Genomic DNA, 25,330 nt, shown 5'->3' with positions numbered 1-25,330 from the left:
CCGATCAACGAGCGAGCCGGATGCGTAGCGTCTCGTAGGTGGGGATGAAAACCTTTCTGCGATAGCGGCGTTCGACGATTTCCCACGGGCGACCGGCGGCGGTCAAGGCTTCGAGGAGCGCGGTGAGTTCGGAGTGGACGAGCTGGGCGCCGAGGCAGAGGTGGCGGCCGCCGCCGAACCAGAGCTGGCGGGTTTCGGGGTTGTAGTCCCGGTCGACGCGGAACTCGCCCGCGGCGTTGTTGATGGTCCAGGTGAGGATCTTGACGTGTTCGCCCGCGCGCAGGTCGCGGTCGGCGACGCGGACGTCCGCGGTGACCGAGCGGCCGACGAGGTAGGCCGGGCTCGTGACGCGCAGGGTCTCGCGGACCGCGTCGGGGAGGCGGTCGGGAGCGGCGAGCAGGGCGCGGTGCTGGCCGGTGTCGTGCATGATCGCGACCATTCTGGTCATGGCGCTGGCGAGGGTGTCGGTGCCCGCGACTGCCATCAGAATCGCCAGGCCGCCCGCGTGCTCGACATCGAGGCCCAGTTCGCGGCAGCGACCGAGCGTGGTGTCGGGATCGGCGCGGGCGTACGCGGCGGGAACGTTGACGGCGAGCTGGGTGGCCAGCTCACGGGCGCGGGCCAGCGCCGCTGGGTCGAGTGTGGTCGAGGCCATGGTGCCGAAACCCAGGTTGACCAGCTCTTCGACGTGATGGAACAGGCGCAGGAACAGCGCGTCCTGATCGTCGGTGTAGTCGCCGCCGATGGCCGCGGCGATGTCCTCGGGGCGCATGCCGACCAGGTCGGAGACGCTGCGGCCGACCAGGATCTGCGCGCGGGCGGCGATGTCGACGGTCTCCCCCGCCGCGAGCCGTTCGCGCAGGTCACGCAGGTCGGGGCCGATCACGCGCTCGACCAGCGCATCGGTGTGGCCGAGGGTGAACAGGTCGCGCACCTTGGTCCGCAGGTCGGTATGGCCGGGACCTTCGAACAGATCCTCGACCCAATCGCCGATGACCTGCGCCCACCAGTGCCCGGCCGCGCCCTCGGACACGATGCTGAAATGGGTGCTGTCGTTGTAGATCTGGCGGGCCACCAGCGGATCGGCGACGAACCAGCCGAGTTCGGGCACCTTGCGGATCGGCCGCGCGAACCGTCCCAGCAGCAATAATCCAGGCAACCAGGGTTGACCAGCGGCGAGTAGGGTTAGTTCATGGCGTCGGGCGGAGCTCCACACCTCGGCAGAATCTAATCGAGCGGGCCCGATTAGTGAAGGTCTGTGGCTAGGATCGGCGAGATGCGCTGGTGGTGATCTGTGCATCACGCGATATCTGGAAGTGAACAAGCATGGTGAGTTCGACAATCGAAGCCGTCGGCGCGTATCTGCCGGCCAGGGAAGTGACCACGGCGGAGTTGCTGGCGCAATTGGCCGTCGACGCGCCGCTGGATCTGGAGAAGGTCAGCGGAGTCAGGGCGCGCAGGGTGCGCGGCGAATCCGAGGACTCGTTCACCATCGCCCTCGCCGCCGCCCGCAGCGCACTGGACAATTCGCGCTACGACGCCACCGACCTGGACGTGATCATCTCCTGCTCGATCACCCGGACCCGCGGCGAGGACTTCTGCCTGGAACCGTCGTTCGCGCTGATGCTGCGCACCGCGCTCGGGGCGAACAGGGCGATCCATTTCGACGTGTCCAATGCGTGTGCCGGGATGATGACCGGAGTTCTGTTGCTGGACAGGATGATTCGATCCGGTGCGGTGCGTCGCGGCATGGTGGTGTCCGGGGAGTGCATCACCCCGATCGCCGATACGGCGGTGCGGGAGATCTCGCAGAAGTACGACCCGCAGTTCGCCTCGCTCACCGTCGGCGACGCCGGGGCGGCCGTGGTGCTCGACGGCACCGACGGGCCCGGGCTCGACTACGTGGAGCTCAACACCAGCGCCGCGTTCGCGAAGCTGTGCTTGGGGATGCCCAGCGATCAGGGGCCGGGAGTCGCGCTCTACACCGACAATCGGGCGATGCACAACGAGTCCAGGTACCTGCTGTGGACCTCGCGGCAGCTGGAGTTCCTGGCCGCCCGCGGTTCCAGCTTCGCCGAGGAGGGCTACGACTACCTGATCCATCACCAGTTCAGCGGCCCCGCTGTGGAATTGATCAACAAGATCGCCGAGCGCGAATTCGACGCGGCGATGCCGCCCGGACTCGCGGTGCTGGACAGATACGGCAACACCGCGTCGACCTCACATTTCGTGGTGTTGCACGACGCGTTGCGGCAGGGACTGATCGCGCCGGGGTCGAAAGTACTGCTGGTACCGGCGGCTTCCGGGGTGGTCGCCGGATTCTTGTCGGTGACAATCGGCGATCTGCGGGTATAGGACAGTATGGGAATCATCATTTCTGCGGCAGTGACGCGCAGCGGCGGAGTCAGCTCGGTAGGCCAGGCGGCAAGCGCCGCGCGCGAGGCGTTGACGGGAGCCGGTTGTTCGCCCGAGCAGGTCGACGCACTGATCAATGTGGGGGTCTATCGCGATGCGAACCTCGTGGAACCGGCGGTCGCGGCGCTGATCCAGCAGGCCGCGGGGATCGGGTTGGACTATCGGCGCGGTGACGTGCCGTGCTTGTCGTTCGACCTGATGAACGGTGCCTGCGGGGTGGTGAACGCGGTCGGGGTGGCCGCGTCGCTGCTGGCGGATCTGCCCGCGGGGCACGTGGTTGTTGTCTCGGGCGACGCGCATCCGTCGGGTCGAGACGAGGTGGAGTTCGCGTTCGAGCCGGTCGGGGCGGCTTTCGTGCTCGAGAATTCCGCCGAAGCCCCGGGTTTCGGCGGAGTCCACGTGAGCGCTGGTGACGCACTGCCCGACCCGCAGGGGTACGTGAAGCTGTCCGCGATGGGCGCCGAGGGCCGGTCCGCGCTGACAGTGGAGTTGCTCACCGGGACAGCCGAACTCGTCGAACATGCCGCTGTCGCGGCGCGAGAAGCGTTGGCGGCGGACGGTATCGACGCCGGGCAGGTGGTGCTGCTGTGCGGTAAACCGACGGCGGACTTCGCCGGCGAACTGGCAGCCCAGCTCGGCGTGGGCGCGGTGGTGACCGACGACTTCGCCGCAGACGCACACACTTCCGCGTTGACCGCCGCGTTCGTGGCGGCACGTGACGCGGGACTGGCCGATCGGCCGTTGCTGTTCGTCGCCGCCGATGGTGGACCCACCGCGGCGGCCGTGACCTATCGAGGGGTTGGTGTGCGGTGACACGGTCTCTGCATGTTGTTCCGGATCCGGTGAGTGTGCCGCGACATGGTCGCCATCGCGCGCGGGCCGGCATCTCGGCCGGGGCGCCGAGCCCGACGACGGTGCTGGCCCTGCGGTCGATTCCGGTGATCGGCTGGATATTCCTGATCGCCGGTGTGGTGCGGCCGTTCCGGGCCCGATGGCTGCGGGTGGCCTTCTGGATCGATGTGGCGCTGAGCGTCGGAGTGCACGCCGCGCAGATTCCGGCGGCCCGGAAAGTGGCCGCTGAACGGGGGATCTCCGGTCGTCGTGCGGCCGTGATGACCATGCTGCTCGGGGCTACCTGGTGGAAGACGCTGGGCGAGGGCGAACAGTGACCGAGGCGGCGCCGTCCGGCCGCGGCTTCGCGAGATCGTCGACGGGATAACGTGGCGCGATGACAGTGCTGGTGACGGGCGCGAGCGGGTTCGTCGGCGGGGCGATCGTGCGCGGGCTGGTGGCGCGCGGGGTGCCGGTGCGGGCGATGGTTCGGGATCCGGCCTCGGCGCCGCGAGGTGTCGAGGTGGCGGTGGCCGATCTCGCGGACGCGGGTGCGCTGGCAGCGGCGGTGGCCGGGGTACGCGCGGTGGTGCACGCGGCGGCCCTGCTCGGCGAATTCGGTAGGCCCGCCGAGTTTTTCGCGGTGAACGTCGCCGGGACCGATCGGCTGACGCAGGAAGCCGCGGCGGCCGGGGTGCGACGGTTCGTGTTCATCGGGAGTCCGAGCGCGTTGATGGCGCCCGACGGTGGGGATCAGGTGGGGATCGATGAGACCGTGCCCTACCCCGCGCGATTTCTGAACAGCTATTGCGAAACCAAAGCAGTTGCCGAGCAGTTGGTGCTGGCGTCGGATACCCCGGAGTTCACGACGTGTTCGTTGCGACCGCGAGCGGTGTGGGGTCCCGGCGACCGGCACGGGCCGATCGTGCAGATTCTGGCGAAGTTGCGGGCGGGGCGGTTGCCGGATCTGTCCGGCGGGCGCGAGGTTCGGGCTTCGCTGTGCTACATCGACCACCTCGTCGACGCCGTCGCTCTCGCGCTGACGGCCGAGCAGGTCGGTGGGCGTGCGTATTTCATCGCCGACGCGGAGCCGGTGTCGGTGTGGGCGAGCTTGGATGCGGTGGCCGCACGGTTCTCGTTGGCCGGACCGAGCGTGACGGTGCCCGCACCGGTCCTCGGCGGGGCCCTGGCGGCGATCGAAACACTGTGGCGGATACCTGCGGTCGCGCGGCGGTGGACTCCTCCGCTGTCGCGGTACGCGGTCGCGCTCGTCACCCGGTCGGCGACCTATGACATCTCGCGGGCCTCCCGTGAACTGGGCTACCGGCCGGAGGTTCCGTTCACGACCGGCCTGGACAACTTCCACCGCTGGGTAGACCAGGTCGGCGGGCTCGACCGGCTGCTGGAGGACGCGTGAGTGATCTGTGGGTGGTGATTCCCGCGTTCGACGAGGAACGTGGCATCGGCGGAACCCTGGATGCCATCGCAGCGCAACAGGACACGGATTTCACGGTTGTCGTGGTCGACAACAACTCCACCGACCGCACCGTCGAGGTGGTCCGGGCATTCGCCGCCGCCCATCCGCTGCCGCGCATCGTAGTGATCGACGAGCAGCAGAAGGGCACCGGCGCCGCCGCCGACACCGGGATGCGCTACGCGATTTCCCAGGGCGCCGTCTACCTCGCGCGCACCGACGCCGACTGCCTGCCCGCCCCCGACTGGACACAGCGGATCAAGGCCGGGTTCGGCTCCGGGCTGCGATTGGTCAGCGGTCAGCTGATTCCGCGCACCGACGAAGGCGTTTCCTGGATCGACCGCACGATCATTCGGGTGGCACTGGAAGTGGCGTCGACGTTCGGCAAGGTGCGCTCGGGCAATCGGGATCCGAAGTATCTCGGGCCGTATGTGATGACACCGGGGTGCAATATGGCCATCACCGCCGAATTATATGTTGCCGCAGGCGGATTCCCGCGCACCGCGATCGAGGATCTGCACGAGGACCGGGCGCTGGTCAACGCGGTGCGCACGATCACCACCGACTATGGTTTGCGCCGGGACGTGCGGGTGCACGGCTCGAACCGGCGAGTGCGCGCCTGGGGTATTCGCAAGACGCTGGCCTGGTACGCCGATCATCGGTATCGGCCCGACGTGGTCGATATTCGGTGAACGCGGCCGGCTCGATCGGCAGTGGAGGGGAACATCGGTGACCGACTTTCTCGCGAGGCTCGGCGCGCAAGCCGAACGGATTCCGGACGCGTCGGCGCTCGGCACGGTCGGCAAGCGCGCGCTCACCTACCGCGAGCTGGCGGATTCCGTCGGCAGGGTGGCACACAATCTCGGCGAGGCGGGGTTCGCGCCGGGCGATCGAATGCTGTTCTCGATCCGGCCGAGTGTGTCGTCGGTGGTGCTGATCTTCGGGGTGATCGCAGCGGGCGGGACGATCGTGTTCGTCGACCCCGGTGTCGGTCCGGAGCTCTTCGCCAAGCGGATCGGTCTGGTTGAACCTGCCTGGGCCGCAACGGAATCACTGCTGTACGCGGTGAGTGGTCCGCTCGCCGGGTTCGGGCGCAAGAAGGGGCTGGAACTGGCGCGGTTCGGCGCGCTCGATGTTCGCCATATCCACAGCGGAGTGTGGTTGCCCGGTACGCCGTTCGGGTCGATTCCGTTGCGGCGGTTCACCGGTGACGCACGCGCGACCGCCCTGCCTGCCGCGCAGCCCGATGCGGCGGCGTTGATCGTCTTCACCTCCGGAACGACAGAGGATCCGAAAGCCGTTGTGCACACCCGCGCGTCGCTGAGTGCGGGCCTCGCCGCGATGGGAGGAAAGACCAGCCTCGCGCCCGGCGCCTTCCTGCACACCGAGCAGCTCATGATGGGACTGCCCGCGTTGATGGCGGGGGCACGGTGGGCGATGCCGCGGTATCCACGGTTCGGGACGCATATCGACCCCGTCCGATTCACGCGACATCTGCGGAGCGCGACGCACACGTTCTACACCCCGGCCGATCTCGCAGTCGCGCTCGACGCGATCGAAGCGGGCGATCTCGAGGCGCCGCCGAATCTGCGTCAAGTGGCCCTCGGCGGCGCACCGGTCACCTCCGCGCTCCTTCGCCGGGCCCGGACATCGTTGCCCGACACCGAGTTTCTCGCGATCTACGGCATGACGGAGATCCTGCCGGTGGCGGTGGCGACCGGCACGGCCAAGCTCGCGCACGACGGGGATCTGCTCGGTGCTCCGGTGCGGGGCGTGCAGGCGCGGATCGCCGACGACGGAGAACTCGTGCTGTCGGGTCCGAACCTGTGCCGCGGGTATCTCGGCGCGGAGCCGCTGACCGAGATCGCGACCGGGGATCTCGCGCGATGGGACGGTACGGAACTCGTCCTCACCGGACGCAAGAAGGACATGATGATCCGGGGGAAGACCAACATCTATCCGGGGTTGTACGAGCCGGTGATCACCGCGATCGACGGGGTGCGCGAGGCGATCATGGTCGGCCTGCCGGACGAGATCGGCGATGAGCGGATCGTGCTCGCCATAGTCGCCGAACCGGGGGCAGACGACATCGCGGCCCTGCTCGGCGAACGGCTGCGGCAGATCATCGACACCACCGCCGTCCCCGACGACATCGTGGTGGTGGATCGAATTCCGGTCAGCGGGCGGACGAACAAACCGGACCGTGCGGCGCTGCGGGAGCTTGTGGGCAAGCTACTCGCCTGACGCGGACAGCTGCTGGACTCCCGCGCGTAATGACGGTTGCCGGTCGGCTCAGCGGGTCACCGAGCGGAGGGTGCGGTCGGCGAGGGATTCGATGGTCGCCCGAGGGAGCATGGTGTCGACGTAACAGAAGGTGATCGACATCGTGGCGCCGAGCGTGGCTACCGCGACCGTCAGCGCACTGGCGCAGGAGTTCGTTCCGGCGACCGTCAGCGCCGTGATGTCCAGCGGCTCAGCGGTTTCGGGCGGTGACAGTCTGCCCAGGTTGCTGAGAGTGACATTCCACGGAGCTCGGCGGTCGATGAGTTCGATGGTGCGCCTGCCGGATTCGAGCGAGCGGGGGCAGCCGTAGCGGATGGCGGCCAGGGCGGTGAGGTCGTTGTTCTTCGCCAGCCGTCGGTTCAGTTGGGTCTTCGCCGCGCGAGCCGCGTCCCAGAGGGAGTGGGCCGGGCCGTAGGGGACGAAAGTGGGGACCACCGCGGTGAACATGCCGGGCTCGTCGTCGGCCGGAGGCGGGAGCAGGCGGGAGCGGACGTCGACCGGAATGCCGATGCCCGCGACGCCGGCGGACCGGGGGGCGAGTTCGCCGAGGGCGTTGGCCAGGGCGGCGGTCAGCGCGGCGTTGATGGTGACGTCGTGTTGGTGGCAGCGGGTGCGCAGGTCGGTGAGGGTGTCGCCCTCGATGGTGCGGATCACGGTGCGGGTGCGGCGGATCGGGAGTGGTGGCGGCGTGCCGGGCAGGCTGGTCGGGCGGCGGGCCATCGCGGTGAGCTGGCCGGTGAGGTTGGTGCGCAGGCAGCGCAGCAGGCGCGTGTGTGCGGGTGGGATGAGGTCGTCGGGGGCCGGGATCGGCGGGCGAGAGGCGGCGGGGAGCGCAGATCCGAAGGCGTAAGCGAGGATTCGCCAACCCAGCGACGTCATCGAGCGGCCGTCGAGCAGCACATGGGACAACACCAGGATCAGGTCGTGGTGTTCCTCGCCCGTGCCCGGACGCCACGCCACATCGATGAGACGGCCGGGTGCGGTCGCGAGGTCGATGGGCTCGGCGAGCTGGTCGTCGAAGATCGTGCGCCACTCGTCGGGGGCTTCGGCTATGCGGTGCAGGACCGGTAGGTGCGGGTCGGCGGACGGGGCGAAACGGGGGCCGTCGACCACCGTCGTCCGCAGCAGCGGAAATTCCGCGACCAGCGCGTCAGCGGCTTCTTCCAGGCGGTAGGCGCCGATCGAGCCGCGCAGCCGCAATCGGACCACACAATTCGCCGGCGACAACTGATCGACGAGCCAGAACCACCGCTCCGACGCCGACAGCGGCCGCATCACCTCGCCCAACACGGCCTCCGCTGTATCGACACACCGCGAGCGTACCGACGCCCGTCCGATACTCAGCACTTTCACATGGCGTTACTACATGCGTATTATGGACTTATGGGTTTCGAGTGGCCTGATTGGGCGATCGCTCACCTGATCGGCATCGAACCCAGCGAGGTTCGGCAGGTCCTCGCAGCGTCACGACGGTGGCCACGCCCGGCCTTCGACGGCCAGGTGACCGTCCTGACGGTGTGGGGGCGCACCACAGCCGGCCGCCCGTTGATCGTGGTGATGCGACAGCGGGAGGACTGGACGTGGGTGATCATCGGCGCACGCACGATGCGCGCCGAGGAACTGGCGCAATTCGAGCAGTGGGAAAGTGAGACCCGATCATGAGCGAGCCAGGACTTCCGTCCAGCAAAGAAGAACTCGCCGACTTCATGGATCGGTTGAGTTTCTCCGACGAGCCCACCGACGCCCCACCACGTCTTCCGGTCAACGAAGACATCATGGTGACCACGTCGATCCGCCTCCCCCTCGGCCTGCACAGCCGCCTGAAATCCCTCGCCGACGAACGCCGGGTAGGCGTGTCCACCCTGCTGCGCGAATGGGCCGAAGCAGCTGTCGCCGACATCGACGACGAAGACCAGATGATCTCCCTGGCCGAAGCCAAACGCGCCCTCTCCCGAGTCCACCCGATTCATCGGGCGAGCTGACGAGCGAATCCGAGGCGGGCATCCCCGGGGACGACAGTTGACGGGGACTTCGGGGTCGAGATCCTTCGGTCTCGTTCGTTACGCTGCGAAATCATGACCACGCCCGAGCGCGGTGGACGCATGGATGAAATTCCTTGCGCGAGTATGTAATCCGCGCGCATTCTGGCGCAGTGCAAAAGCTGTTCACGGTGATGCTCGCGCTGGTTGTCGCGTTCGGTGTTGCCGGATGTGAGCCCGACGGCGCCGGCAAGGAAGCCGGCGACAAAGCGCAAGAAGTCGTGTGCGAGATGGTGGTGCCGATCGTCGAGGCGGTGGCGGTGAGAATACGGGCCGGGTGACGGTGACGGCAGCGCTGATCGCGACAGCCACCGGGCTGGTGCTCAGCAAAGCCTGCACCTATCTGCTCGACCGACTCGGCGAAGCCCCCGACGAGGAGCACCAGGTCACCCTCGACAACGGCAAGGGCTCGGAGAGCACCAAGATCAGTGGCACCACCTTCACCGGCGTGACGGAGAGCTGGTGCGCCGAGACCGGCGGCTGCACCGGCTACGACCGCTGCCCTACCTCCTACATCTAGGGCGACCTGCCCGCCGACTGGCAAGCCACCGCACGCTCGATCACCGTCGGCCCGCTGCCGACCACAACGCCATCGAGTACCACAACGGGTCCGAGCACCCCACCGTCGGTCCACAGCACGAACCACCCCGAATTCGTCGACACCGTCGAACTCCGCCACAAAAGCCGCCGTACCCACCTCATAACAATGGCTCCCACGGAAAAGCCGTGGGAGCCATCGTTATGTCGATTACCGGATCAGCGGCGGCGCTTGCCCTTGGAATCGGTGCGGGCGGCTTCGCGGCGTTCGCGGCGGGTGCCGGACTGCGGCTGGCCGCCGTATTCCTGGGCGTCGGAATGGGATTCGGCGTGGCCGTCTTCGGCCGGACCCGAGTAGTTCATGGCTCGGGGGGCCTGGTCACTGATTCCCTTGGCGCGCAGCGCAGGCGGGGCCTGGGTCTCCGCGGGGGTGTCCTGCGGGCGGGCGCCGACCGGCGAGCGCAGGCCCTTGTCGATGGAGACGCCTTCGGGCTGGGGCTGCTGGACCTCTACCTGGAGGTTGAAGAGGAAGCCGACGGACTCCTCCTTCAGGCCTTCCAGCATGGCGGCGAACATGTCGAAGCCCTCGCGCTGGTACTCGACCAACGGGTCGCGCTGGGCCATGGCGCGCAGGCCGATGCCCTCCTTGAGGTAATCCATCTCGTAGAGGTGTTCGCGCCACTTGCGGTCGAGGACCGAGAGCAGGACCTGACGTTCCAGGTTGCGCATCGCGCCTTCGCCCGCGAGGCCGTCGATCTCCTGCTCGCGCTTCTCGTAGGCGTTGTGGGCGTCTTCGAGCAGGGTTTCGCGAAGCTCGTCGCGGGTGAGTTCGCCCGCGTCGCCGGTGGCGGTCTCGCCGGTCAGTTCCTTGTGATCCAGGGTCACCGGGTAGAGCGTCTTGAGGGCGGTCCAGAGCTTGTCCAGATCCCAGTCCTCGACATAGCCCTCGGCGGTGGCACCGTCGACATAGGCGGTGGTCACGTCGGTGATCATGTTCTGAACCTGACCCTCCATGTCCTCGCCGCGCAGGATCTGGTTGCGCTCGCCGTAGATGACGGTGCGCTGCTGGTTCATGACCTCGTCGTACTTCAGAACGTTCTTGCGGATCTCGAAGTTCTGCTGCTCGACCTGGGTCTGGGCGCTCTTGATGGCCTTGGAGACCATCTTCGCCTCGATCGGCACATCGTCGGGCAGGTTCAGCCGGGTCATGATCGACTCGAGCGCGGCGCCGTTGAAGCGGCGCATCAGCTCGTCGCCCAGCGACAGGTAGAAGCGGGACTCGCCCGGGTCGCCCTGGCGGCCGGAACGACCACGCAGCTGGTTGTCGATACGACGCGACTCGTGACGCTCGGTGCCGAGCACGTAGAGACCGCCGGCCTCGCGGACCGTCTCGGCGTCGTCCTCGGTCTGCTTCTTCACCTGCTCGAGCGCGGAATGCCAGGCGGCCTCGTACTCGTCGGGGGTGTTCACCGGGTCGAGGCCCTGCTTGCGCAGCAGGATGTCGGCGATGATGTCGGCGTTGCCGCCGAGCACGATGTCGGTACCACGACCGGCCATGTTGGTGGCCACGGTGACCGCGCCGGGGCGACCGGCCTCGGCGATGATCTGGGCTTCCTGCTCGTGGAACTTCGCGTTCAGCACCGAATGCGCCACACCGCGCTTGGTGAACTGCTTGGACAGGTACTCCGAGCGCTCGACGCTGGTGGTACCGATCAGGACCGGCTGGCCCTTCTCGTGCCGCTCGGTGACGTCGTCGACGACCGCGGCGAACTTGGCCTCTTCCGACTTGTAGATCAGGTCGGCCTGGTCCTTGCGGACCATCGGCTTGTTCGTCGGGATCGGGACCACGCCGAGGTTGTAGATCGAGTGCAGCTCGGCGGCCTCGGTCTCGGCGGTACCGGTCATGCCGGAGAGCCGGTTGTAGAGGCGGAAGTAGTTCTGCAGGGTGATCGTGGCCAGGGTCTGGTTCTCCGGCTGGATCTCGACCTTCTCCTTGGCCTCGATCGCCTGGTGCATGCCCTCGTTGTAGCGGCGGCCGACCAGGATACGGCCGGTGAACTCGTCGACGATGATCACTTCACCGTCGCGGACGATGTAGTCCTTGTCGCGCTGGTAGAGCTCCTTGGCCTTGATGGCGTTGTTCAGGTAGCTCACCAGGGGCGAGTTCGCGGCCTCGTAGAGGTTGTCGATACCGAGCTGATCCTCGACGAACTCCACGCCCTGCTCGTGCACGCCGATGGTGCGCTTCTTGATGTCGACTTCGTAGTGGACATCCTTCTTCAGCAGCGGCGCGATGCGCGCGAACTCGGCGTACCACTTCGAGGAGGCGTCGGCCGGGCCCGAGATGATCAGCGGGGTGCGGGCCTCGTCGATGAGGATCGAGTCGACCTCGTCGACCACGGCGAAGTTGTGACCACGCTGGACGAGATCGTCCAGGGAGTGAGTCATGTTGTCGCGCAGGTAGTCGAAGCCGAACTCGTTGTTCGTGCCGTAGGTGATGTCGGCGGCGTAGGCCACGCGACGCTCGGCGGGGGTCATACCGCCCAGGATCACGCCGACCTCGAGGCCGAGGAAGCGGTGCACACGGCCCATCCACTCGGCGTCGCGCTTGGCGAGGTAGTCGTTGACCGTGACCACGTGCACGCCGTCGCCGGAGATGGCGTTCAGGTACGCGGGGAGCACACAGGTGAGCGTCTTGCCCTCACCGGTCTTCATCTCCGAGATGTTGCCCAGGTGCAGCGAGGCGCCGCCCATGATCTGGACCTTGTAGTGCTTCTGGTTCAGCACTCGCCACGATGCCTCACGCGCCACGGCGAAGGCCTCGAGCAGCAGGTCGTCGAGGGTTTCCCCGTCGGCGTAGCGCTGGCGGAACTCGTCGGTCTTGGCACGCAGCTCGTCGTCGGTCAACGCTTCGATCTCGTCGCCGTACGCGATGACCTCATCGGCGAGGTTCGAGAGCCGCTTGACCATGCGACCTTCACCAATCCGTAGCAACCTCGTCAGTGTCAGCGCAGGCACGGGTCTCGTCAGTCCTCTGGTCGGAGTTGTGTTCAACGGCGATGGTAGTCCGCAGACCACCGTACCCGGCGGCGCGGACCCGTGCCCGACGTACCGGCGCAGTCATTACCCCAGGTCACGACGCTCGGCGAGCCTCCTTGCCCGGCACCGCGATTCACCTGCCGTGACGTAGGATGTAGCGCGTGCCCGATCAGCGCCATACGGCACCGGAAGGAGCTTCGGAGCGCGTGATCACGAGATTGACGCCGCAGGACGCGTCGTTCTATCGGCTCGAGTCGAGCAGTAACCCGATCCACATCGGCTCTCTCGCGATCCTGAACAACTCCTCGCCGGACAGCACGGGCCAGGTACTGGACTACGACCGCCTCGTCGACCTGGTCGAATCCCGGCTGCCGATGGTGCCGCGCTACCGCCGCAAGGTGCGCGAGATCCCGCTCGCCATGGGCAGGCCGGTCTGGGTCGAGGACAGTCGTTTCGACATCAGCTATCACATCCGGCGCTCCGCGCTGCCGAGTCCCGGCAGCGACTGCCAGCTCTACGATCTCGTCGCCCGGCTCGCGTCGCGACCCCTGGACCAGGGACGACCGCTGTGGGAGATGTATCTGATCGAGGGCCTCGCCGACGGGCGCGCCGCGGTGTTCACCAAGTCGCACTCGGCACTGGTCGACGGTGACACCGCCCTCGAGATCGGGCACGTGATCCTCGACAACTCCCCGCTGCCGCGCGAACTGGCCGATGACTCGTGGCGTGCGCCGCGCGAACCCACCGATGTGGAACTGCTCGCCGGGGCGCTGTCGCAGCTGGCCGCGCAACCGCGCGAGGCCTACAGCGTGATGCGCGACGCCGGATCGAACGCGTTCGGGGTGGTGCGCGGCACGCGGATGGCGGTGAAGGCCGCGGCCAACGTGGTGCGCGCGGCGACCTCGAGCGCGGCGCCGGACAGCCCGCTCAACGCCCGCACCTCCCGCAGCCGCCGCTTCGACGTGGTGCGCACAGATCTGGACGACTACCGCACGATCCGCCGGCATTTCGACTGCTCGATCAACGACGCGGTGCTCGCGGTGGCCACCGGGGCCCTGCGCAACTGGTTGCTCTCGCGCAACGAGGCGCTGGTCGAGTCGACCAATCTGCGCGCGGTGGTGCCGATGTCGGTCTATGTCGACGGCGACAATCAGCTGACCCCGGCCAGCGAGGTGTCCTCGTTCCTCATCGATCTGCCCGTGGGCGAACCGAATCCGACGATGCGCCTGTCGCACATCTCGCATGCCACCGAGGCCGCGGGCAGGCAGCGTCGCGGGGTGCGGGCGCGCACGCTCGTGCACCTGGCCGGGTTCGCGCCGGCGAGCCTGCACGCGATGAGTGTGCGGGCGGCGAGTACCTTCGCCGACAACAGTTTCAATCTGGTGATCACCAACGCGCCGGGACCACAGACCGCGATGTACATCGGCGGCGCGCGCATGCTGGAGATGTATCCGGTATCGCCGCTGCTGCGGAATCAGACGTTGAGTTTCGGACTCACCTCGTACGACGGTCAGGTCTTCTACGGACTCAACGCCGACCGCGACGCCATGGCCGATATCGATGTCCTCGCGGCATCGGTGCACGAATCGATGGAGGAGTTGCTCGGTGCCTGTCTCTGAGAACGACACGATGCGCGTCTACATCCCGGCGACGATTCCGCTGCTGCGCCACCTGGTCGACGAGCAGCAACTGCTCCCGCTCGGCGCGACCGCCTTCGCCGTGACGCCCGCCCTGCGCGAGGCCTACGCCGCGGGCGACGACGAGGAACTCGCCGAAGTGGCGATGCAGGAAGCCGCGCGCGCCTCCATGCGATTGATCGGCGCCGAGCGCGACGGACTCGACGATCTCGACGACGACGCCGAGGGTGCGGCCGGCACCCCGGGTAGCCCGGTGTATCGACGCGCGGTGATCGCGGCGGATGTAGCGGGGGCGAAACTGCGGCCCGATCTCGACGATGCTGTGGTGAAGCTGTCGGGGCCGGTCACCTTCAAGCAGGTCGCGGCGGTGCACGTGGACCTGGCCGAGGCCGAGCCGCAGGTGGCCAAGGCGGTGGATGTCATCGACGCCGCTGACCTCGGCGATACCGACGCGGAATTCGTACTCGGTGACGCGGAGGACCACCAGCTTGCCTGGTACGCACCACAAGAACTGCCGTTCCTGCTCGAGCTGTTGTAATGTGCGGCGGTCGGCGCCGGGGTTGCCCAATGTTCACAACTGGCGCTGAACCTACGATGCCGTAACCTGGCTGCGAGCGGGCTACCCCACGGTGGACCGGATGCACGACAGGGAGAAATCGCACAGCATGGTCCTCAACAAGTTCCGGGAATGGCTCGAAGCACCGGCGGCGCAGGTCGCCGACCGCGGCGGCAAGCTGAACGTCTTGCGCGGCGCGGTAGCCCGGGTCACCACTCCCCTGCTGCCCGACGACTATCTGCATCTGGCCAATCCCCTGTGGTCGGCGCGCGAGCTACGCGGGCGCATCGTCGAGGTCCAGAAGGAGACCGCCGACTCGGCGACCCTGGTGATCAAGCCGGGCTGGGGCTTCGATTTCAAGTACCGCCCCGGGCAGTACATCGGCATCGGCATCCTGATCGACGGCCGCTGGAACTGGCGTTCCTACTCGCTGACCTGCCCGCCGGACTGGACCGGCGAGGGCGGCAAGCGGCTCATCTCCATCGCGGTGAAGGCGATGCCGGAAGGCAAGTTGTCCAGCCACCTTGTCAACGGGGTGGCCGCGGGCACCATCGTGCGGCTGGCCGCGCCGCAGGGCGGGTTCGTACTTCCCGAGCCGCCGCCGGCGAAGGTGCTGTTCCTCACCGCGGGCAGCGGGATCACCCCGGTCATGTCGATGCTGCGCACGATGGACCGGCGCGACGGCGTCCAGGATGTGGTGCACGTGCACTCCGCGCCCACCGACGCCGACGTGATGTTCGGCGCCGAACTGCGCGCCCTGCACGACAAGCACCCCAGCTTCGTCTCCCACCTGCAACTCACCGATGCCCACGGCCTGTTCTCCCTGGCCAGCCTGGACGAGCTCTACCCCGACTGGCGCGAACGCGAGACCTGGGCCTGCGGACCTGCCCCGATGCTCGACGCGATCGAAACCCACTGGAAGAACGCGGGCGTGGCCGACAAGCTGCACATCGAGCGCTTCGAGGTGGAACGCTCCGCGATCGGCGAGGGCGGCACGGTGACCTTCGGCACCACCGGACGCACTCTCACCGTCGACGGCGCCACCAGCCTGCTCGAAGCCGGTGAGTCCGTCGGCGTGCAGTTGCCCTTCGGCTGCCGGATGGGTATCTGCCAGACCTGCGTGGTGACGCTGTCGGCGGGACACGCCCGCGACCTCCGCAACGGCGACGAACGTCAGCCCGGCGACAAGGTGCAAACCTGCATCTCCGCCGCCGCAGGCGACTGCACGCTGGACATCTAACCGGTTGCCGAACCGCCGAGCGGGTACCCTCGAAGTATGCGTCGGCCATAACCCGTGACCGGCGCCAATCGCTTAGGCCCCTCACTTCGATCAATGCCTGAGGGCGCGACTTAGGATCACTCACAGGCCGACCAGCATCGAGGGCGACAACCCTAGGCGCGCAGCGCCCGGTTTTCGGCCGCCTCGATCTGGACTCGCCGACGAGTGCAACCACGGAGCGCCCTCGGCGAGGCAAGATCGAGGTGCCCAGGCCGAGAACCCGCGGCACCAGCCGCTGATAAACAACAGGAGGACCCCCGGTGGCCATCACCGATATTCAGGCCTTCGCCCATCTGACGGCGGCCGACATCGAGACCCTGGGGAAAGAACTCGATTCGATCCGCCGCTCGGTGGAGACCTCCCGCGGCGAGCGCGACGCCAAGTACATCCGTCGCACCATCGCGGCCCAGCGCGCACTGGAGGTAGCCGGGCGCGCGGTGCTGTTCGGCAGCCGTAACCGCTGGGCCTGGCTCGGCGGTACCGCGATGCTCTCGGTCGCCAAGATCATCGAGAACATGGAGCTCGGCCACAATGTGAGCCACGGCCAGTGGGATTGGATGAACGATCCCGAGATCCACTCCACCAGCTGGGAGTGGGACATGACGGGCACCTCGTCGCAGTGGCGGCGCGCGCACAACTACTCGCACCACACCTACACCAACGTCCTCGGCAAGGACGAGGATCTCGGTTTCGGCATTCTGCGGATGACGCGCGACGAGGAGTGGCGCCCACTGCATTTGGCTCAGCCCGCCGCCAACCTGCTGCTGGCCGCGACATTCGAGTGGGGTATCGCACTCCACGATCTCGGCATCGAGAAGGAGCTGGCCGGGATTCCGATGAGCGACCACACCTCGGCGCCGGACATCGAGTTCTACCGCAAGGCGGGCCGACAGGTCGCCAAGGATTTCGTGCTGTATCCAGCGCTGACCGGACCGGCGTGGAAGTCGACGTTGAAGGCCAATGCCACCGCGAATCTGGTGCGCAACCTGTGGTCGTATGCCGTCATCTTCTGCGGCCACTTCCCCGACGGCGCGCAGAAGTTCACCGCCGAACAACTCGACGGGGAAACCCAGGGCGAGTGGTACCTGCGCCAGATGCTGGGCAGCGCCAACTTCAAGGCCGGTCCGGTGATGGCGTTCATGAGCGGCAACCTCTGCTACCAGATCGAACACCACCTGTTCCCCGACCTGCCGAGCAACCGGTATTCCGAGGTCGCGGTGCACGTACGCGAGCTGTGCGACAAGTACGACCTGCCCTACACCACCGGCTCGCTGGGCAAGCAGTACCTGCTGGCCTTCCGCACCATCCACAAGCTGGCGCTGCCGGATCGTTTCCTCAAGCGCACCGCCGACGATGCGCCCGAGACGTCGTCGGAGCGCAAGTTCGCCGGTATCTCGCTGCCCGACAGCCTGCGGGTCGACCCGGAGACCGGCAAGCGTTTCGGTCTGCGTTCGGCGCTGCACGATGCGAAGGTCGCGCTCGAGATCAAGGCACGGCACGAGAAGGAAGTGCTGCGCGAGGCGAAGGTGGCGCTCAAGGCGCGAGCACGGCAGGAGAAGCTGGCGCTGCGCGAGGCCAAGCGTGCACTGGGCGAACGCGCTGTGCACGAGCGGGGTGTGTTGCGCGACAAGGCAGCTCGCCGCATGGCCCGACACGCCTGATAACATTTACATCTCGATGACGCAATAGGACTTATCACACATTTCGTCGCCGAAATCGCCAACCTACGCTCTCGTAACTTACGGTACTGTAGCCGCCATGGCGATCTCGGATGTCAAGGAATACGCGCACCTCACCGCAGCGGATGTCGAAGCTCTAGGCGCGGAGTTCGATGCGATCCGCCGGGAGATCGAATCCTCGCGCGGAGCGGCCGACGCGCGCTATATCCGCAATGTCATCCGGCTACAGCGCGCGCTCGAGATCAGCGGCCGCACGGTCCTGTTCGCCAGCTTCCTGCCCCCGGCCTGGTTGGCCGGTGTCGCCCTGCTCGGCTCCGCCAAGATCATCGAGAACATGGAGATCGGGCACAACGTCATGCACGGGCAGTGGGACTGGATGAACGATCCGGAAGTCCACTCCACCTCGTGGGAATGGGACAACGCGGGCCCCTCGGCACACTGGAAGATCACCCACAACTTCCTGCATCACAAGTACACCAACGTGCTCGGTATGGACGACGACATCGGCTACGGCCTGCTTCGCGTCACCCGTGACCAGCGCTGGATGCCGTTCTACCTCGGCAACCCCATCTACAACTTCCTGCTGCAGGCGCTGTTCGAGTACGGCGTGGCGATCCAGCACCTCGAGCTGGGCAAGGTCGCCAAGAAGAAGTGGGCCAAGGACTCGCCCGAGTGGAAGCAGTTCGAGGCCGACCGCACGCTGGTGCTGAAGAAGATCGGCAAGCAGGCCGCCAAGGACTACGTGGTCTTCCCGCTGCTCACCGGCCCGTCGTTCGTCACCACGCTCACCGCCAACATCGCCGCCAACGTGATGCGCAATGTGTGGACCAACGCGATCATCTTCTGCGGTCACTTCCCCGACGGCGCCGAGAAGTTCACCAAGGCCGACATCGAGAACGAGACCAAGGGCGAGTGGTACCTGCGCCAGATGCTGGGCAGCGCCAACATCAGCGGTGGGCCGCTGCTGCACTTCATGAGCGGCAACCTCAGCCACCAGATCGAGCACCACCTGTTCCCCGACCTGCCCAGCAACCGCTACGCCGCCATCGCGGTGCGGGTGCGCGAGCTGGCCGAGAAGTACGACCTGCCCTACACCACCGGCTCGCTGCCGGTGCAGTACTTCAAGTCGTGGCGCACCATCCTCAAGCTGTCGCTGCCGAACAAGTACCTGCGCCACACCACCGACGACGCGCCCGAGACCAAGTCCGAGCGCCTGTTCGCCGGCAACACCACCCCCTCGATCGATCCGGTGACCGGGCGTCGTCAGGGACTGCGCACCGCACTGGCCGCCGGCCGCAAGCTGGCCCGCCGAACCGTGGCCTGACCGGCTGCGGTTGTATGGGCGGCGTGAGTGCCGATCAACTGAGCGTCTACGACGCGATCCGTTTGCGTCGTGACGTGCGCGCCGAATACACCGGCGAGCTCGTCGACGACGACACCCTCCTGCGGATCCTCGACGCCGCGCATCGCGCGCCCAGCGTCGGGAACTCACAACCGTGGGACTTCGTGGTGGTTCGGCAGGCCGAGACCCTGCGCCGTTTCGCCGACCATGTGGCGGACAAGCGGGTCGAGTTCGGCGCGTCGCTGCCCGCCGAGCGCGCGACGACATTCGCGCCGATCAAGATCGACGGGATCGTCGAGAGCGGCACGGGTGTCGTTGTGACACATGATGATTCGCGGGGCGGCCCACAGGTGCTCGGTCGGGCGAGTGTGCCGGAGACCGGCGTGTACTCCACGGTGCTGGCGATCCAGAACCTGTGGCTCGCGGCGACCGCCGAGCAGGTGGGGGTGGGCTGGGTGTCGTTCTACGATCCGGAATTCCTGCGCGAACTCGTCGGCCTGCCCACCGCGATCAAACCGGTGGCCTGGCTGTGCGTGGGCCCCGTCGACGCATTCCAGCAGGTGCCGGACCTGGAACGGTTCGGCTGGCGGTCCGGGCGATCGTTGACCGAGGCCGTACATCACGAGACCTTCGGCGGCTGAACAAGATCCGGACACCCGCACGGCGGATGCCCGGATCGGTCAGGGTTCTAGGCCAGCTTGATCAGGCCGTAGTCGAAGGCGTGTCTGCGGTAGACCACCGACGGACGGTCGGTCTCGCTGTCATGGAAGAGGAAGAAGTCGTGGCCGACCAATTCCATCTGATAGAGGGCGTCGTCCACCGACATCGGTGTCGCGGTGTGCACCTTGGTGCGCACGATGTGGCCGGGGCCCGCTTCGTCGGCTGCCTCGTCGTGGTCGTGGGCAACTGAACCGTCCGGCTGGGCGAACAGCGACTCGTCGACCAGTGTGGCAGTGGCCTGCGCGACCGAGACCGGCGTCTTGTCGCCGTAGTGCACGACGCGCCGCTTGTCCTTGGCCCGGCGCAGTCTGCTCTCGATCTTCTGGGTGGCCGATTCGAGCGCGGCATAGAAGCTGTCGGCGCACGCCTCGGCGCGCACGATCGGTCCACGGCCACGCGCGGTGATCTCCACGCGCTGACAGGCCTTGCGTTGACGACGGTTGCGTTCGTGGAACAGTTCCACATCGAAGAGGAAGATCGATGGGTCGAAGCGCTCTAACCGAGACAGCTTCTCCGCCACGTAGATTCGATAGTGGTCAGGGATTTCGACGTTGCGACCGGAGACCACCACTTCGGCGTTCGGGGTCTCGAGGTCGATCGTCTCGGTGGCACCGTTCTGGAGTGCCGTGGGTTCAGCATCTTGCACTGATGCCCGTGAAGAAGTCGTCACGCGTACCTCCCGGATATGGCCGCACAACTACAAGCGTAGGGCGGCGGGATTGAGCTGTGCCGATCGGGAATCGCCCGGCACCTGTATCCGCGGCACCACCTCCCAAACTTGTGGTTCGGTGTGTGCTCGCGACGCTAGTCCGCCATCGGCAAGTCCGCCACTGTTCACGCGAACTTTCATCAGTCAAGCCGCGCAAGTCACCAAAACGGCGCACGGAACTATGCCGATCCGGTGGAGAACACGTGTCGATTCGCAGACTGTGGCGCCGGTGGTGAGCACATCGTCCACCAGCACTACCTGGGCTTTCGCGCCGATGGCGACCCATTCGTCCGGATCGGCGACGGTCATGATCTTGCCGCGCACATTGTGGCTACGCTCATGCGTCGTCAAGCCCACCGAATCCCGGACACCGCGTCCCATCCGCAGCAGCGGCGCGCTCCGGCAATCGATCAGCCACCGTGCCGCGACCTCGGCCGAGCGGGCCACCGGGTCACCACCGCGGCGCCGCGCCGCCGCGGTTCTGGTCGGCGCCGGCACGAGCAACAGCGGGCGATCGGGGGCGCGCAGGCGGGCCAGTGCGCGGGCGAGCGCCAGTCCGAGTGGGGCGGCGAGGTCGCGCCTGCTCTGCTCCTTGGCCGCCAGCACCGCCCGCTTGCCCACGCCGGCGTACGGACCGAGCGCCCAGCACGGAACACCGGGATCAGCGCGCGGCCGCACCCGGACGGGATCGCGGCCGAGTTCGGTCGCGCACTCGGCGCACCACGTCGCGCCGAGCGCGCCGCAGCCACCGCACCGGTCGGGCAGGATCAGGTCCAGCAGGGTCCTCATAGCGGGACAGCATGACAGCGGGCACCGACATGCTCAGCTCGGCAGAACCGGCACAACCTGTTCTCCGGTCAATCCGGGTACCTCGCGCCAGAAACGGTCGTTGCGGGTCGGATCGGCGGTCTGTAGCTGCAGGACGGCCCGGGAATCGGCCACGTACTGCGTGGCCGGGGCCGCCGTCACCACCCGCACCGGCGGAGTGAGGTTCTGCGAGGTCACCGCACTGAACTGGGACCCGTCGATGGAGACGGTGAAGACCGGGTCGACATTGCCCTCACGGGCCACCATGATCGTGTCACCGGTGACCCAGCTCAACGACACCGCGCGCGAGCTCAGGCCGAGCGCGAGCGGCAGCGGCGAGGTGAGCGCGTACTTGCCGTCGGGGCGACGTTGGACCACCGCCACATAGACCTTGCCGTCGGCGATCAGCGCCGCGCGCACCCCGGTGCGCGAGATCACCACCTCGCTGATCGGCGGGCGTGGAGCGCCCGCGCCTTCGAACAGGGCCGTGATGTCGACGTCCTCGGTGGAGACATTGCCGGTGGCGCGATCGGTGACCGCCCGGATGACCCGATCACCGTCGATCACCGTCCAGGCGGCGCCGCCGTCGCTGGTCCAGGACGGGCGGGCGATGCTGGCGCCCTCGGCGACCGCGAACGCCTTGGCGCCGTAGTTGCCGATGAGCAGGGTGCGGGCGGGTTCTGGCAGCGGTTTGCCGGACTCGGCGACCGCGGCGACGAACTGGCCGTCGGCCGAGATGCCGACGGACTGCAGGTTGGTCGCCTCGCCGAAGGAACCACTCGGTGTGACGATCCCGTCCGGGGTGACCTGCACCAGGGTGCCGTTGCGCAGGGCGTGCAGGCCGATCCGGTTCTGGCCCGGCGCCGAGGCGCTGTACTGGTCGACATCGGCGACCGACCAGCCGTTGGCCGCGTACCGGTCGTCGAGCGGTTTGCCGTCGGCGAGCAGCACGTACGGTCCGAGGATGTCGGCGCCGGCCAGGGTGAGCACCACCTGCGCGGCGAGCAGTTCGCGGTCGCGCTGGCCGAGTCCGCCGATCCCGGCGAAGTCGATGCGCACTCCCCCGATGCCGATACCGACGTCACCCGGTTCGTTGTTGGCCTTGGTGATCGGACCGCGCAGCGAGACCGGCGGCGCCAACTGGTTGCGCACCACCGGGGCGATCGTGGACTGCGGGCCTTCGGCGAGCATGCCGATCAGTCGCTCGGTGAGCTGGGCGCGCGGCACCGAGATCCAGCGCGGATCCGGGACCAGCAGCGAATTACCCGGGTCGATGTAGTTCAGGACATAGCGGTGGTAGGACTTGACGAACGCGTCGTTGCCCATCACGACGCCCGGTGGCAGCTCGGTGATCCGCCACTCGCCGTCGATCTTGCTCATCTCGATCTTGTTCTCGAGGGTGCCCTCGGTGGCACGGTAGCCGCCGTCGCGGGCGAGTTCGCCGACCTTGCGGGCGCGCAGCACGTAGCTGGCCTTGTCACCCGACCGCGACTCGCGCAGCGTGTCGGGGCGATCGTCGACGATGGTGGTGCTCGCCTCGTCGTTCCAGCTAGCCGCCGTCTCGGGCGCCATGTATTGGCGGGCCGCGGCGTGCCGGTTGGTGGGGTCGGCGCTGGCGGTGAGGAAGTCGCCCAGCAGCAGGTCGGGGTCGCGGCCGGAGGTCGGCGGGGTCGGGCCCTCCGAGGTGGGGGCGCGGTTGATCGTGCCGAGTGCCTGCGGTGCGGAGGACTCCGGCAGGCTGGCGCACCCGGTGAGCACCATCAGCCCGGCCAGAACCGCCGCGACCAGTGCGGCGCCGTGCCGATCCCGACGATCACCACGCGCACTAGTCATGACTTCCCGTCTCTGGTGTCGGTGGGCATCGACTCGTCACGGTCGGCATCGGCGGGGACCGCGTCGCGGCCGTTGGTCGCCGGATGCGCGCCTGCCGAGGGCGGTTCGATACCGGGCTCGTCCGCCGAGGCGTCGTCCTGCGGTTCGACCTCCGGCTCCACAACCGTCAGTTCGACAACGGTCGATTCGGATCCAGCCGACTCGGCTCCGGTCGGCTCCGCGCCGGTCGGCTCTGTCCCCGTCGCCTCGGCCGCGGTCGGCCCGGCAGGCTCGGCAGGCTCGGCTTCGATGATCGTCGGCTCGGGTTCGGCTTCCGGCAGCGCGGGGACCTTGCGCAACATCGGCTCCAGGGCGAGCGGGCTCTGGCCGAGTTTGCGGCCGCGCACCATCGGGAGCAGCAGCCGGAAGCTCGCGCCGACGCCGGGATCGCCCCAGGCCTCGAGCCTGCCCTCGTGCAGATTCGCGTCCTCGACGCTGATCGACAAGCCGAGCCCGGTGCCACCCGAGCGACGTACCCGCGAGGGGTCGGAGCGCCAGAACCGGTTGAACACCAGCTTTTCCTCGCCCGGCCGCAGCCCGACGCCCTGATCGCGCACCACCGTCGCGACGGCGTTGGCCTCGGCGTCGCCGCGCATGCGGATCAGCACCGGCTTGCCCTCGGAGTGGTCGATCGCGTTGGCGAGCAGGTTGCGCAGCACGCGTTCGACGCGGCGCGGGTCGACTTCGGCGACCACCGGCTCCTCCGGCAGGTCGATCACCACCTCGATCTCGGCGTCGCGAGCCAGGTGGCGGACCGTGGAGATCGCGGCACGCGCGCACATCCGCACATCCAGCGATTCGACCTGCAGTTCGGCCACGCCCGCGTCATGGCGGGAGATCTCGAGCAGGTCGTTGAGCAGGCCCTCGAACCGGTCGAGCTCGTTGACGAGCAGTTCGGAGCTGCGCGCGAGGGCGGGATCGAGATCGTCGCTGGAGCCGTGGATGAGGTCGGCCGCCATGCGCACCGTGGTGAGCGGGGTGCGCAGTTCGTGGCTGACATCGGAGGTGAAGCGGCGCTGCAGATTGCCGAATTCCTCGAGCTGGGTGATCTGGTTCGACAGGCTCTCGGCCATCTCGTTGAACGCCTGCGCGAGCCGGGCCATGTCGTCCTCGCCGCGCACCAGCATGCGTTCTTTGAGTCGGCCGTCGGCGAATCGTCCCGCGATCCGCGCCGCCGACCGGATCGGCAGCACCACCTGCCTGGTCACCAGCGCGGTGATCGCGGCGAGCAACACCAGCAGCACCACGCCACCGATGAGCATCGTGCCGCGCATCAGCGACAGGCTCGATTCCTCGCTGGCCAGCGGGAAGATCAGGTAGATCTCCAGGGTCGCGATCTCGGCGCTCGGGCTGCCGATGACCAGCGCGCGCCCGCGGTAGCCGTCGGGGTCGGCAACGGTGGTGAACTGGTAGGAGACCTGGTTGCGCTGGACGAACCGGCGCAGTTCCTGCGGCACCTCGGCGAGCGGTCCGGCCGCGATCTCGTGTGGCGGAGTGCCGCCGACCATCGCCAGCGCCGAGTCGAAACTGCCCGCGGCGCCGCTGGACTGCCCGGTGCCGCCACGGCTGGACAGCGCGGCTCGCGCGTCGGCGAGCTGCTGGTCCGGGCTGTTGCCGGACGGAACGCCCGACATCTTGTTCTCGATCGTGCTGCGGGCACGATCCATCTCCTCGACAGCCGCGTTGATCTTGGCTTCGAGGAGCCGATCGGTGATCTGACCGGTGAGGACGACCCCGAGGATCGTGATCACGATGAGCGACAGGGTCAACGTCGAGACGATGACTCGCAGCTGCAGCGATCGGCGCCACAGGTGGCCGAGTGCGGTCCCGACGGCCTGGAACCAGGCCATGATCGGGCTCGCCCATCGCCGCAGCTGCGCCACTGGACCAGTGGTCACAGCGGCGCCCCGCAGTGATCGATCACGGCGGTCCGGCCTTGTAACCGACGCCGCGCACGGTCAGCACGATCTCCGGGTTCTCCGGATCCTTCTCGACCTTGGCGCGCAGTCGCTGCACATGCACGTTCACCAGACGGGTGTCGGCGGCGTGCCGGTAGCCCCACACCTGTTCGAGCAACACCTCGCGGGTGAACACCTGACGCGGCTTGCGCG

25 protein-coding genes are annotated in these 25,330 nt (G+C 67.6%); 16 read left to right on the top strand and 9 right to left on the bottom strand.

Annotated elements, in window-relative coordinates; translation table 11 throughout:
* Positions 1–4 precede the first annotated feature (4 nt).
* Positions 5–1,147, bottom strand: coding sequence for a cytochrome P450 (locus ACFVJ5_RS15745; RefSeq protein ID WP_379220716.1), 1,143 nt, complete (start codon positions 1,145–1,147; stop codon positions 5–7).
* Positions 1,148–1,326: 179 nt separating this feature from the next.
* On the opposite strand from ACFVJ5_RS15745, the gene ACFVJ5_RS15740 reads away from it, so the two are divergent.
* From ACFVJ5_RS15740 to ACFVJ5_RS15715, 6 genes are read left to right on the top strand one after another with little or no spacing between them, the layout of a single operon-like run.
* Positions 1,327–2,355 (top strand): 3-oxoacyl-ACP synthase III family protein, encoded by a 1,029-nt coding sequence (locus tag ACFVJ5_RS15740; protein WP_379220714.1) that lies wholly within the window; start codon positions 1,327–1,329, stop codon positions 2,353–2,355.
* 6 nt (positions 2,356–2,361) lie between these two features.
* Positions 2,362–3,228, top strand: a complete 867-nt coding sequence (locus ACFVJ5_RS15735) for a hypothetical protein (protein WP_379220712.1) — start codon at positions 2,362–2,364, stop codon at positions 3,226–3,228.
* A gap of 35 nt (positions 3,229–3,263) precedes the next feature.
* Complete coding sequence (locus ACFVJ5_RS15730; protein ID WP_379220711.1) at positions 3,264–3,584, top strand: hypothetical protein; 321 nt, start codon at positions 3,264–3,266, stop codon at positions 3,582–3,584.
* A 59-nt stretch (positions 3,585–3,643) separates the two neighbouring features.
* On the top strand, positions 3,644–4,663 hold the full coding sequence (locus ACFVJ5_RS15725) for an NAD-dependent epimerase/dehydratase family protein (RefSeq protein WP_379220709.1): 1,020 nt from the start codon (positions 3,644–3,646) through the stop codon (positions 4,661–4,663).
* Positions 4,660–5,412, top strand: a complete 753-nt coding sequence (locus ACFVJ5_RS15720) for a glycosyltransferase family 2 protein (RefSeq protein WP_379220707.1) — start codon at positions 4,660–4,662, stop codon at positions 5,410–5,412. The genes ACFVJ5_RS15725 and ACFVJ5_RS15720 overlap by 4 nt, the downstream gene beginning before the upstream one ends.
* Positions 5,413–5,449: 37 nt before the next feature.
* The gene (locus ACFVJ5_RS15715) at positions 5,450–6,964 is read left to right on the top strand and encodes a class I adenylate-forming enzyme family protein (RefSeq protein ID WP_379220705.1); all 1,515 of its coding nucleotides are present in this window, start codon (positions 5,450–5,452) and stop codon (positions 6,962–6,964) included.
* 48 nt (positions 6,965–7,012) lie between these two features.
* Here the strand turns inward: ACFVJ5_RS15715 and ACFVJ5_RS15710 are convergent, their stop codons facing one another.
* Positions 7,013–8,293, bottom strand: coding sequence for a hypothetical protein (locus ACFVJ5_RS15710; RefSeq protein ID WP_379220703.1), 1,281 nt, complete (start codon positions 8,291–8,293; stop codon positions 7,013–7,015).
* Positions 8,294–8,386: 93 nt separating this feature from the next.
* On the opposite strand from ACFVJ5_RS15710, the gene ACFVJ5_RS15705 reads away from it, so the two are divergent.
* From ACFVJ5_RS15705 to ACFVJ5_RS15690, 4 genes are all read left to right on the top strand, one after another.
* Positions 8,387–8,665, top strand: a complete 279-nt coding sequence (locus ACFVJ5_RS15705; RefSeq protein WP_056813016.1) for a hypothetical protein — start codon at positions 8,387–8,389, stop codon at positions 8,663–8,665.
* Positions 8,662–8,985, top strand: coding sequence for a hypothetical protein (locus ACFVJ5_RS15700; protein ID WP_378632602.1), 324 nt, complete (start codon positions 8,662–8,664; stop codon positions 8,983–8,985). Before ACFVJ5_RS15705 ends, ACFVJ5_RS15700 begins: the two co-directional genes overlap by 4 nt.
* Before the next feature lie 170 nt (positions 8,986–9,155).
* Positions 9,156–9,323: a hypothetical protein gene (locus tag ACFVJ5_RS15695; RefSeq protein ID WP_379220701.1), complete on the top strand. Its 168-nt coding sequence runs from the start codon at positions 9,156–9,158 to the stop codon at positions 9,321–9,323.
* Positions 9,320–9,562: a hypothetical protein gene (locus ACFVJ5_RS15690; protein WP_379220699.1), complete on the top strand. Its 243-nt coding sequence runs from the start codon at positions 9,320–9,322 to the stop codon at positions 9,560–9,562. The genes ACFVJ5_RS15695 and ACFVJ5_RS15690 overlap by 4 nt, the downstream gene beginning before the upstream one ends.
* On the opposite strand, the gene ACFVJ5_RS15685 is transcribed toward ACFVJ5_RS15690, so the two are convergent.
* A complete protein-coding gene (locus ACFVJ5_RS15685; protein WP_379220697.1) occupies positions 9,559–9,705 on the bottom strand; it encodes a hypothetical protein in 147 nt (48 codons plus the stop codon). The two genes, ACFVJ5_RS15690 and ACFVJ5_RS15685, sit on opposite strands and share 4 nt — an antisense overlap.
* 93 nt (positions 9,706–9,798) lie before the next feature.
* Positions 9,799–12,597, bottom strand: a complete 2,799-nt coding sequence (gene secA, locus ACFVJ5_RS15680; protein WP_379220695.1) for a preprotein translocase subunit SecA — start codon at positions 12,595–12,597, stop codon at positions 9,799–9,801.
* A gap of 227 nt (positions 12,598–12,824) precedes the next feature.
* On the opposite strand from secA, the gene ACFVJ5_RS15675 reads away from it, so the two are divergent.
* From ACFVJ5_RS15675 to bluB, 6 genes are all read left to right on the top strand, one after another.
* Positions 12,825–14,237, top strand: a complete 1,413-nt coding sequence (locus ACFVJ5_RS15675) for a wax ester/triacylglycerol synthase family O-acyltransferase (protein ID WP_379220693.1) — start codon at positions 12,825–12,827, stop codon at positions 14,235–14,237.
* A 10-nt stretch (positions 14,238–14,247) separates the two neighbouring features.
* Positions 14,248–14,793, top strand: a complete 546-nt coding sequence (locus ACFVJ5_RS15670) for a DUF6912 family protein (RefSeq protein ID WP_379221863.1) — start codon at positions 14,248–14,250, stop codon at positions 14,791–14,793.
* A 127-nt stretch (positions 14,794–14,920) separates the two neighbouring features.
* Positions 14,921–16,051 (top strand): ferredoxin reductase, encoded by a 1,131-nt coding sequence (locus tag ACFVJ5_RS15665; RefSeq protein WP_379221861.1) that lies wholly within the window; start codon positions 14,921–14,923, stop codon positions 16,049–16,051.
* A gap of 299 nt (positions 16,052–16,350) precedes the next feature.
* A complete protein-coding gene (locus tag ACFVJ5_RS15660) occupies positions 16,351–17,751 on the top strand; it encodes a fatty acid desaturase family protein (RefSeq protein WP_379220691.1) in 1,401 nt (466 codons plus the stop codon).
* Positions 17,752–17,848: 97 nt separating this feature from the next.
* Complete coding sequence (locus ACFVJ5_RS15655) at positions 17,849–19,093, top strand: fatty acid desaturase family protein (protein WP_379220689.1); 1,245 nt, start codon at positions 17,849–17,851, stop codon at positions 19,091–19,093.
* 14 nt (positions 19,094–19,107) lie between these two features.
* A complete protein-coding gene (bluB, locus tag ACFVJ5_RS15650; protein WP_379220687.1) occupies positions 19,108–19,752 on the top strand; it encodes a 5,6-dimethylbenzimidazole synthase in 645 nt (214 codons plus the stop codon).
* Between the two features lie 47 nt (positions 19,753–19,799).
* Here bluB and hpf read toward each other — a convergent pair whose 3' ends face one another.
* The 5 genes from hpf to ACFVJ5_RS15625 all read right to left on the bottom strand — a co-directional run.
* Entirely contained in the window at positions 19,800–20,501 is a 702-nt protein-coding gene (hpf, locus tag ACFVJ5_RS15645) for a ribosome hibernation-promoting factor, HPF/YfiA family (protein WP_379220685.1), read from the bottom strand.
* A gap of 183 nt (positions 20,502–20,684) precedes the next feature.
* A complete protein-coding gene (locus tag ACFVJ5_RS15640; protein ID WP_379220683.1) occupies positions 20,685–21,329 on the bottom strand; it encodes a ComF family protein in 645 nt (214 codons plus the stop codon).
* Between the two features lie 33 nt (positions 21,330–21,362).
* Positions 21,363–23,180, bottom strand: coding sequence for an MtrAB system accessory lipoprotein LpqB (gene lpqB, locus ACFVJ5_RS15635; RefSeq protein WP_379220681.1), 1,818 nt, complete (start codon positions 23,178–23,180; stop codon positions 21,363–21,365).
* A complete protein-coding gene (gene mtrB, locus ACFVJ5_RS15630) occupies positions 23,177–25,069 on the bottom strand; it encodes an MtrAB system histidine kinase MtrB (RefSeq protein ID WP_379221859.1) in 1,893 nt (630 codons plus the stop codon). Before mtrB ends, lpqB begins: the two co-directional genes overlap by 4 nt.
* A gap of 70 nt (positions 25,070–25,139) precedes the next feature.
* On the bottom strand, positions 25,140–25,330 hold a 191-nt coding region (locus tag ACFVJ5_RS15625; RefSeq protein WP_379220679.1), incomplete at its 5' end, for a winged helix-turn-helix domain-containing protein.

This window comes from Nocardia sp. NPDC127606 (assembly GCF_042671725.1).
Lineage (GTDB): Bacteria > Actinomycetota > Actinomycetes > Mycobacteriales > Mycobacteriaceae > Nocardia.
This window is presented reverse-complemented; position numbering and strand designations above follow the sequence as displayed.

Coding starts and splice junctions, on each gene's coding strand:
- ACFVJ5_RS15740 (WP_379220714.1), top strand. CDS start 1,327: ATGGTGAGTTCGACAATCGAAGCCGTCGGCGCGTATCTGCCGGCCAGG.
- ACFVJ5_RS15735 (WP_379220712.1), top strand. CDS start 2,362: ATGGGAATCATCATTTCTGCGGCAGTGACGCGCAGCGGCGGAGTCAGC.
- ACFVJ5_RS15725 (WP_379220709.1), top strand. CDS start 3,644: ATGACAGTGCTGGTGACGGGCGCGAGCGGGTTCGTCGGCGGGGCGATC.
- ACFVJ5_RS15705 (WP_056813016.1), top strand. CDS start 8,387: ATGGGTTTCGAGTGGCCTGATTGGGCGATCGCTCACCTGATCGGCATC.
- ACFVJ5_RS15700 (WP_378632602.1), top strand. CDS start 8,662: ATGAGCGAGCCAGGACTTCCGTCCAGCAAAGAAGAACTCGCCGACTTC.
- ACFVJ5_RS15670 (WP_379221863.1), top strand. CDS start 14,248: ATGCGCGTCTACATCCCGGCGACGATTCCGCTGCTGCGCCACCTGGTC.
- ACFVJ5_RS15665 (WP_379221861.1), top strand. CDS start 14,921: ATGGTCCTCAACAAGTTCCGGGAATGGCTCGAAGCACCGGCGGCGCAG.
- ACFVJ5_RS15655 (WP_379220689.1), top strand. CDS start 17,849: ATGGCGATCTCGGATGTCAAGGAATACGCGCACCTCACCGCAGCGGAT.
- bluB (WP_379220687.1), top strand. CDS start 19,108: ATGGGCGGCGTGAGTGCCGATCAACTGAGCGTCTACGACGCGATCCGT.
- ACFVJ5_RS15640 (WP_379220683.1), bottom strand. CDS start 21,329: ATGAGGACCCTGCTGGACCTGATCCTGCCCGACCGGTGCGGTGGCTGC.
- lpqB (WP_379220681.1), bottom strand. CDS start 23,180: ATGACTAGTGCGCGTGGTGATCGTCGGGATCGGCACGGCGCCGCACTG.
- mtrB (WP_379221859.1), bottom strand. CDS start 25,069: ATGGCCTGGTTCCAGGCCGTCGGGACCGCACTCGGCCACCTGTGGCGC.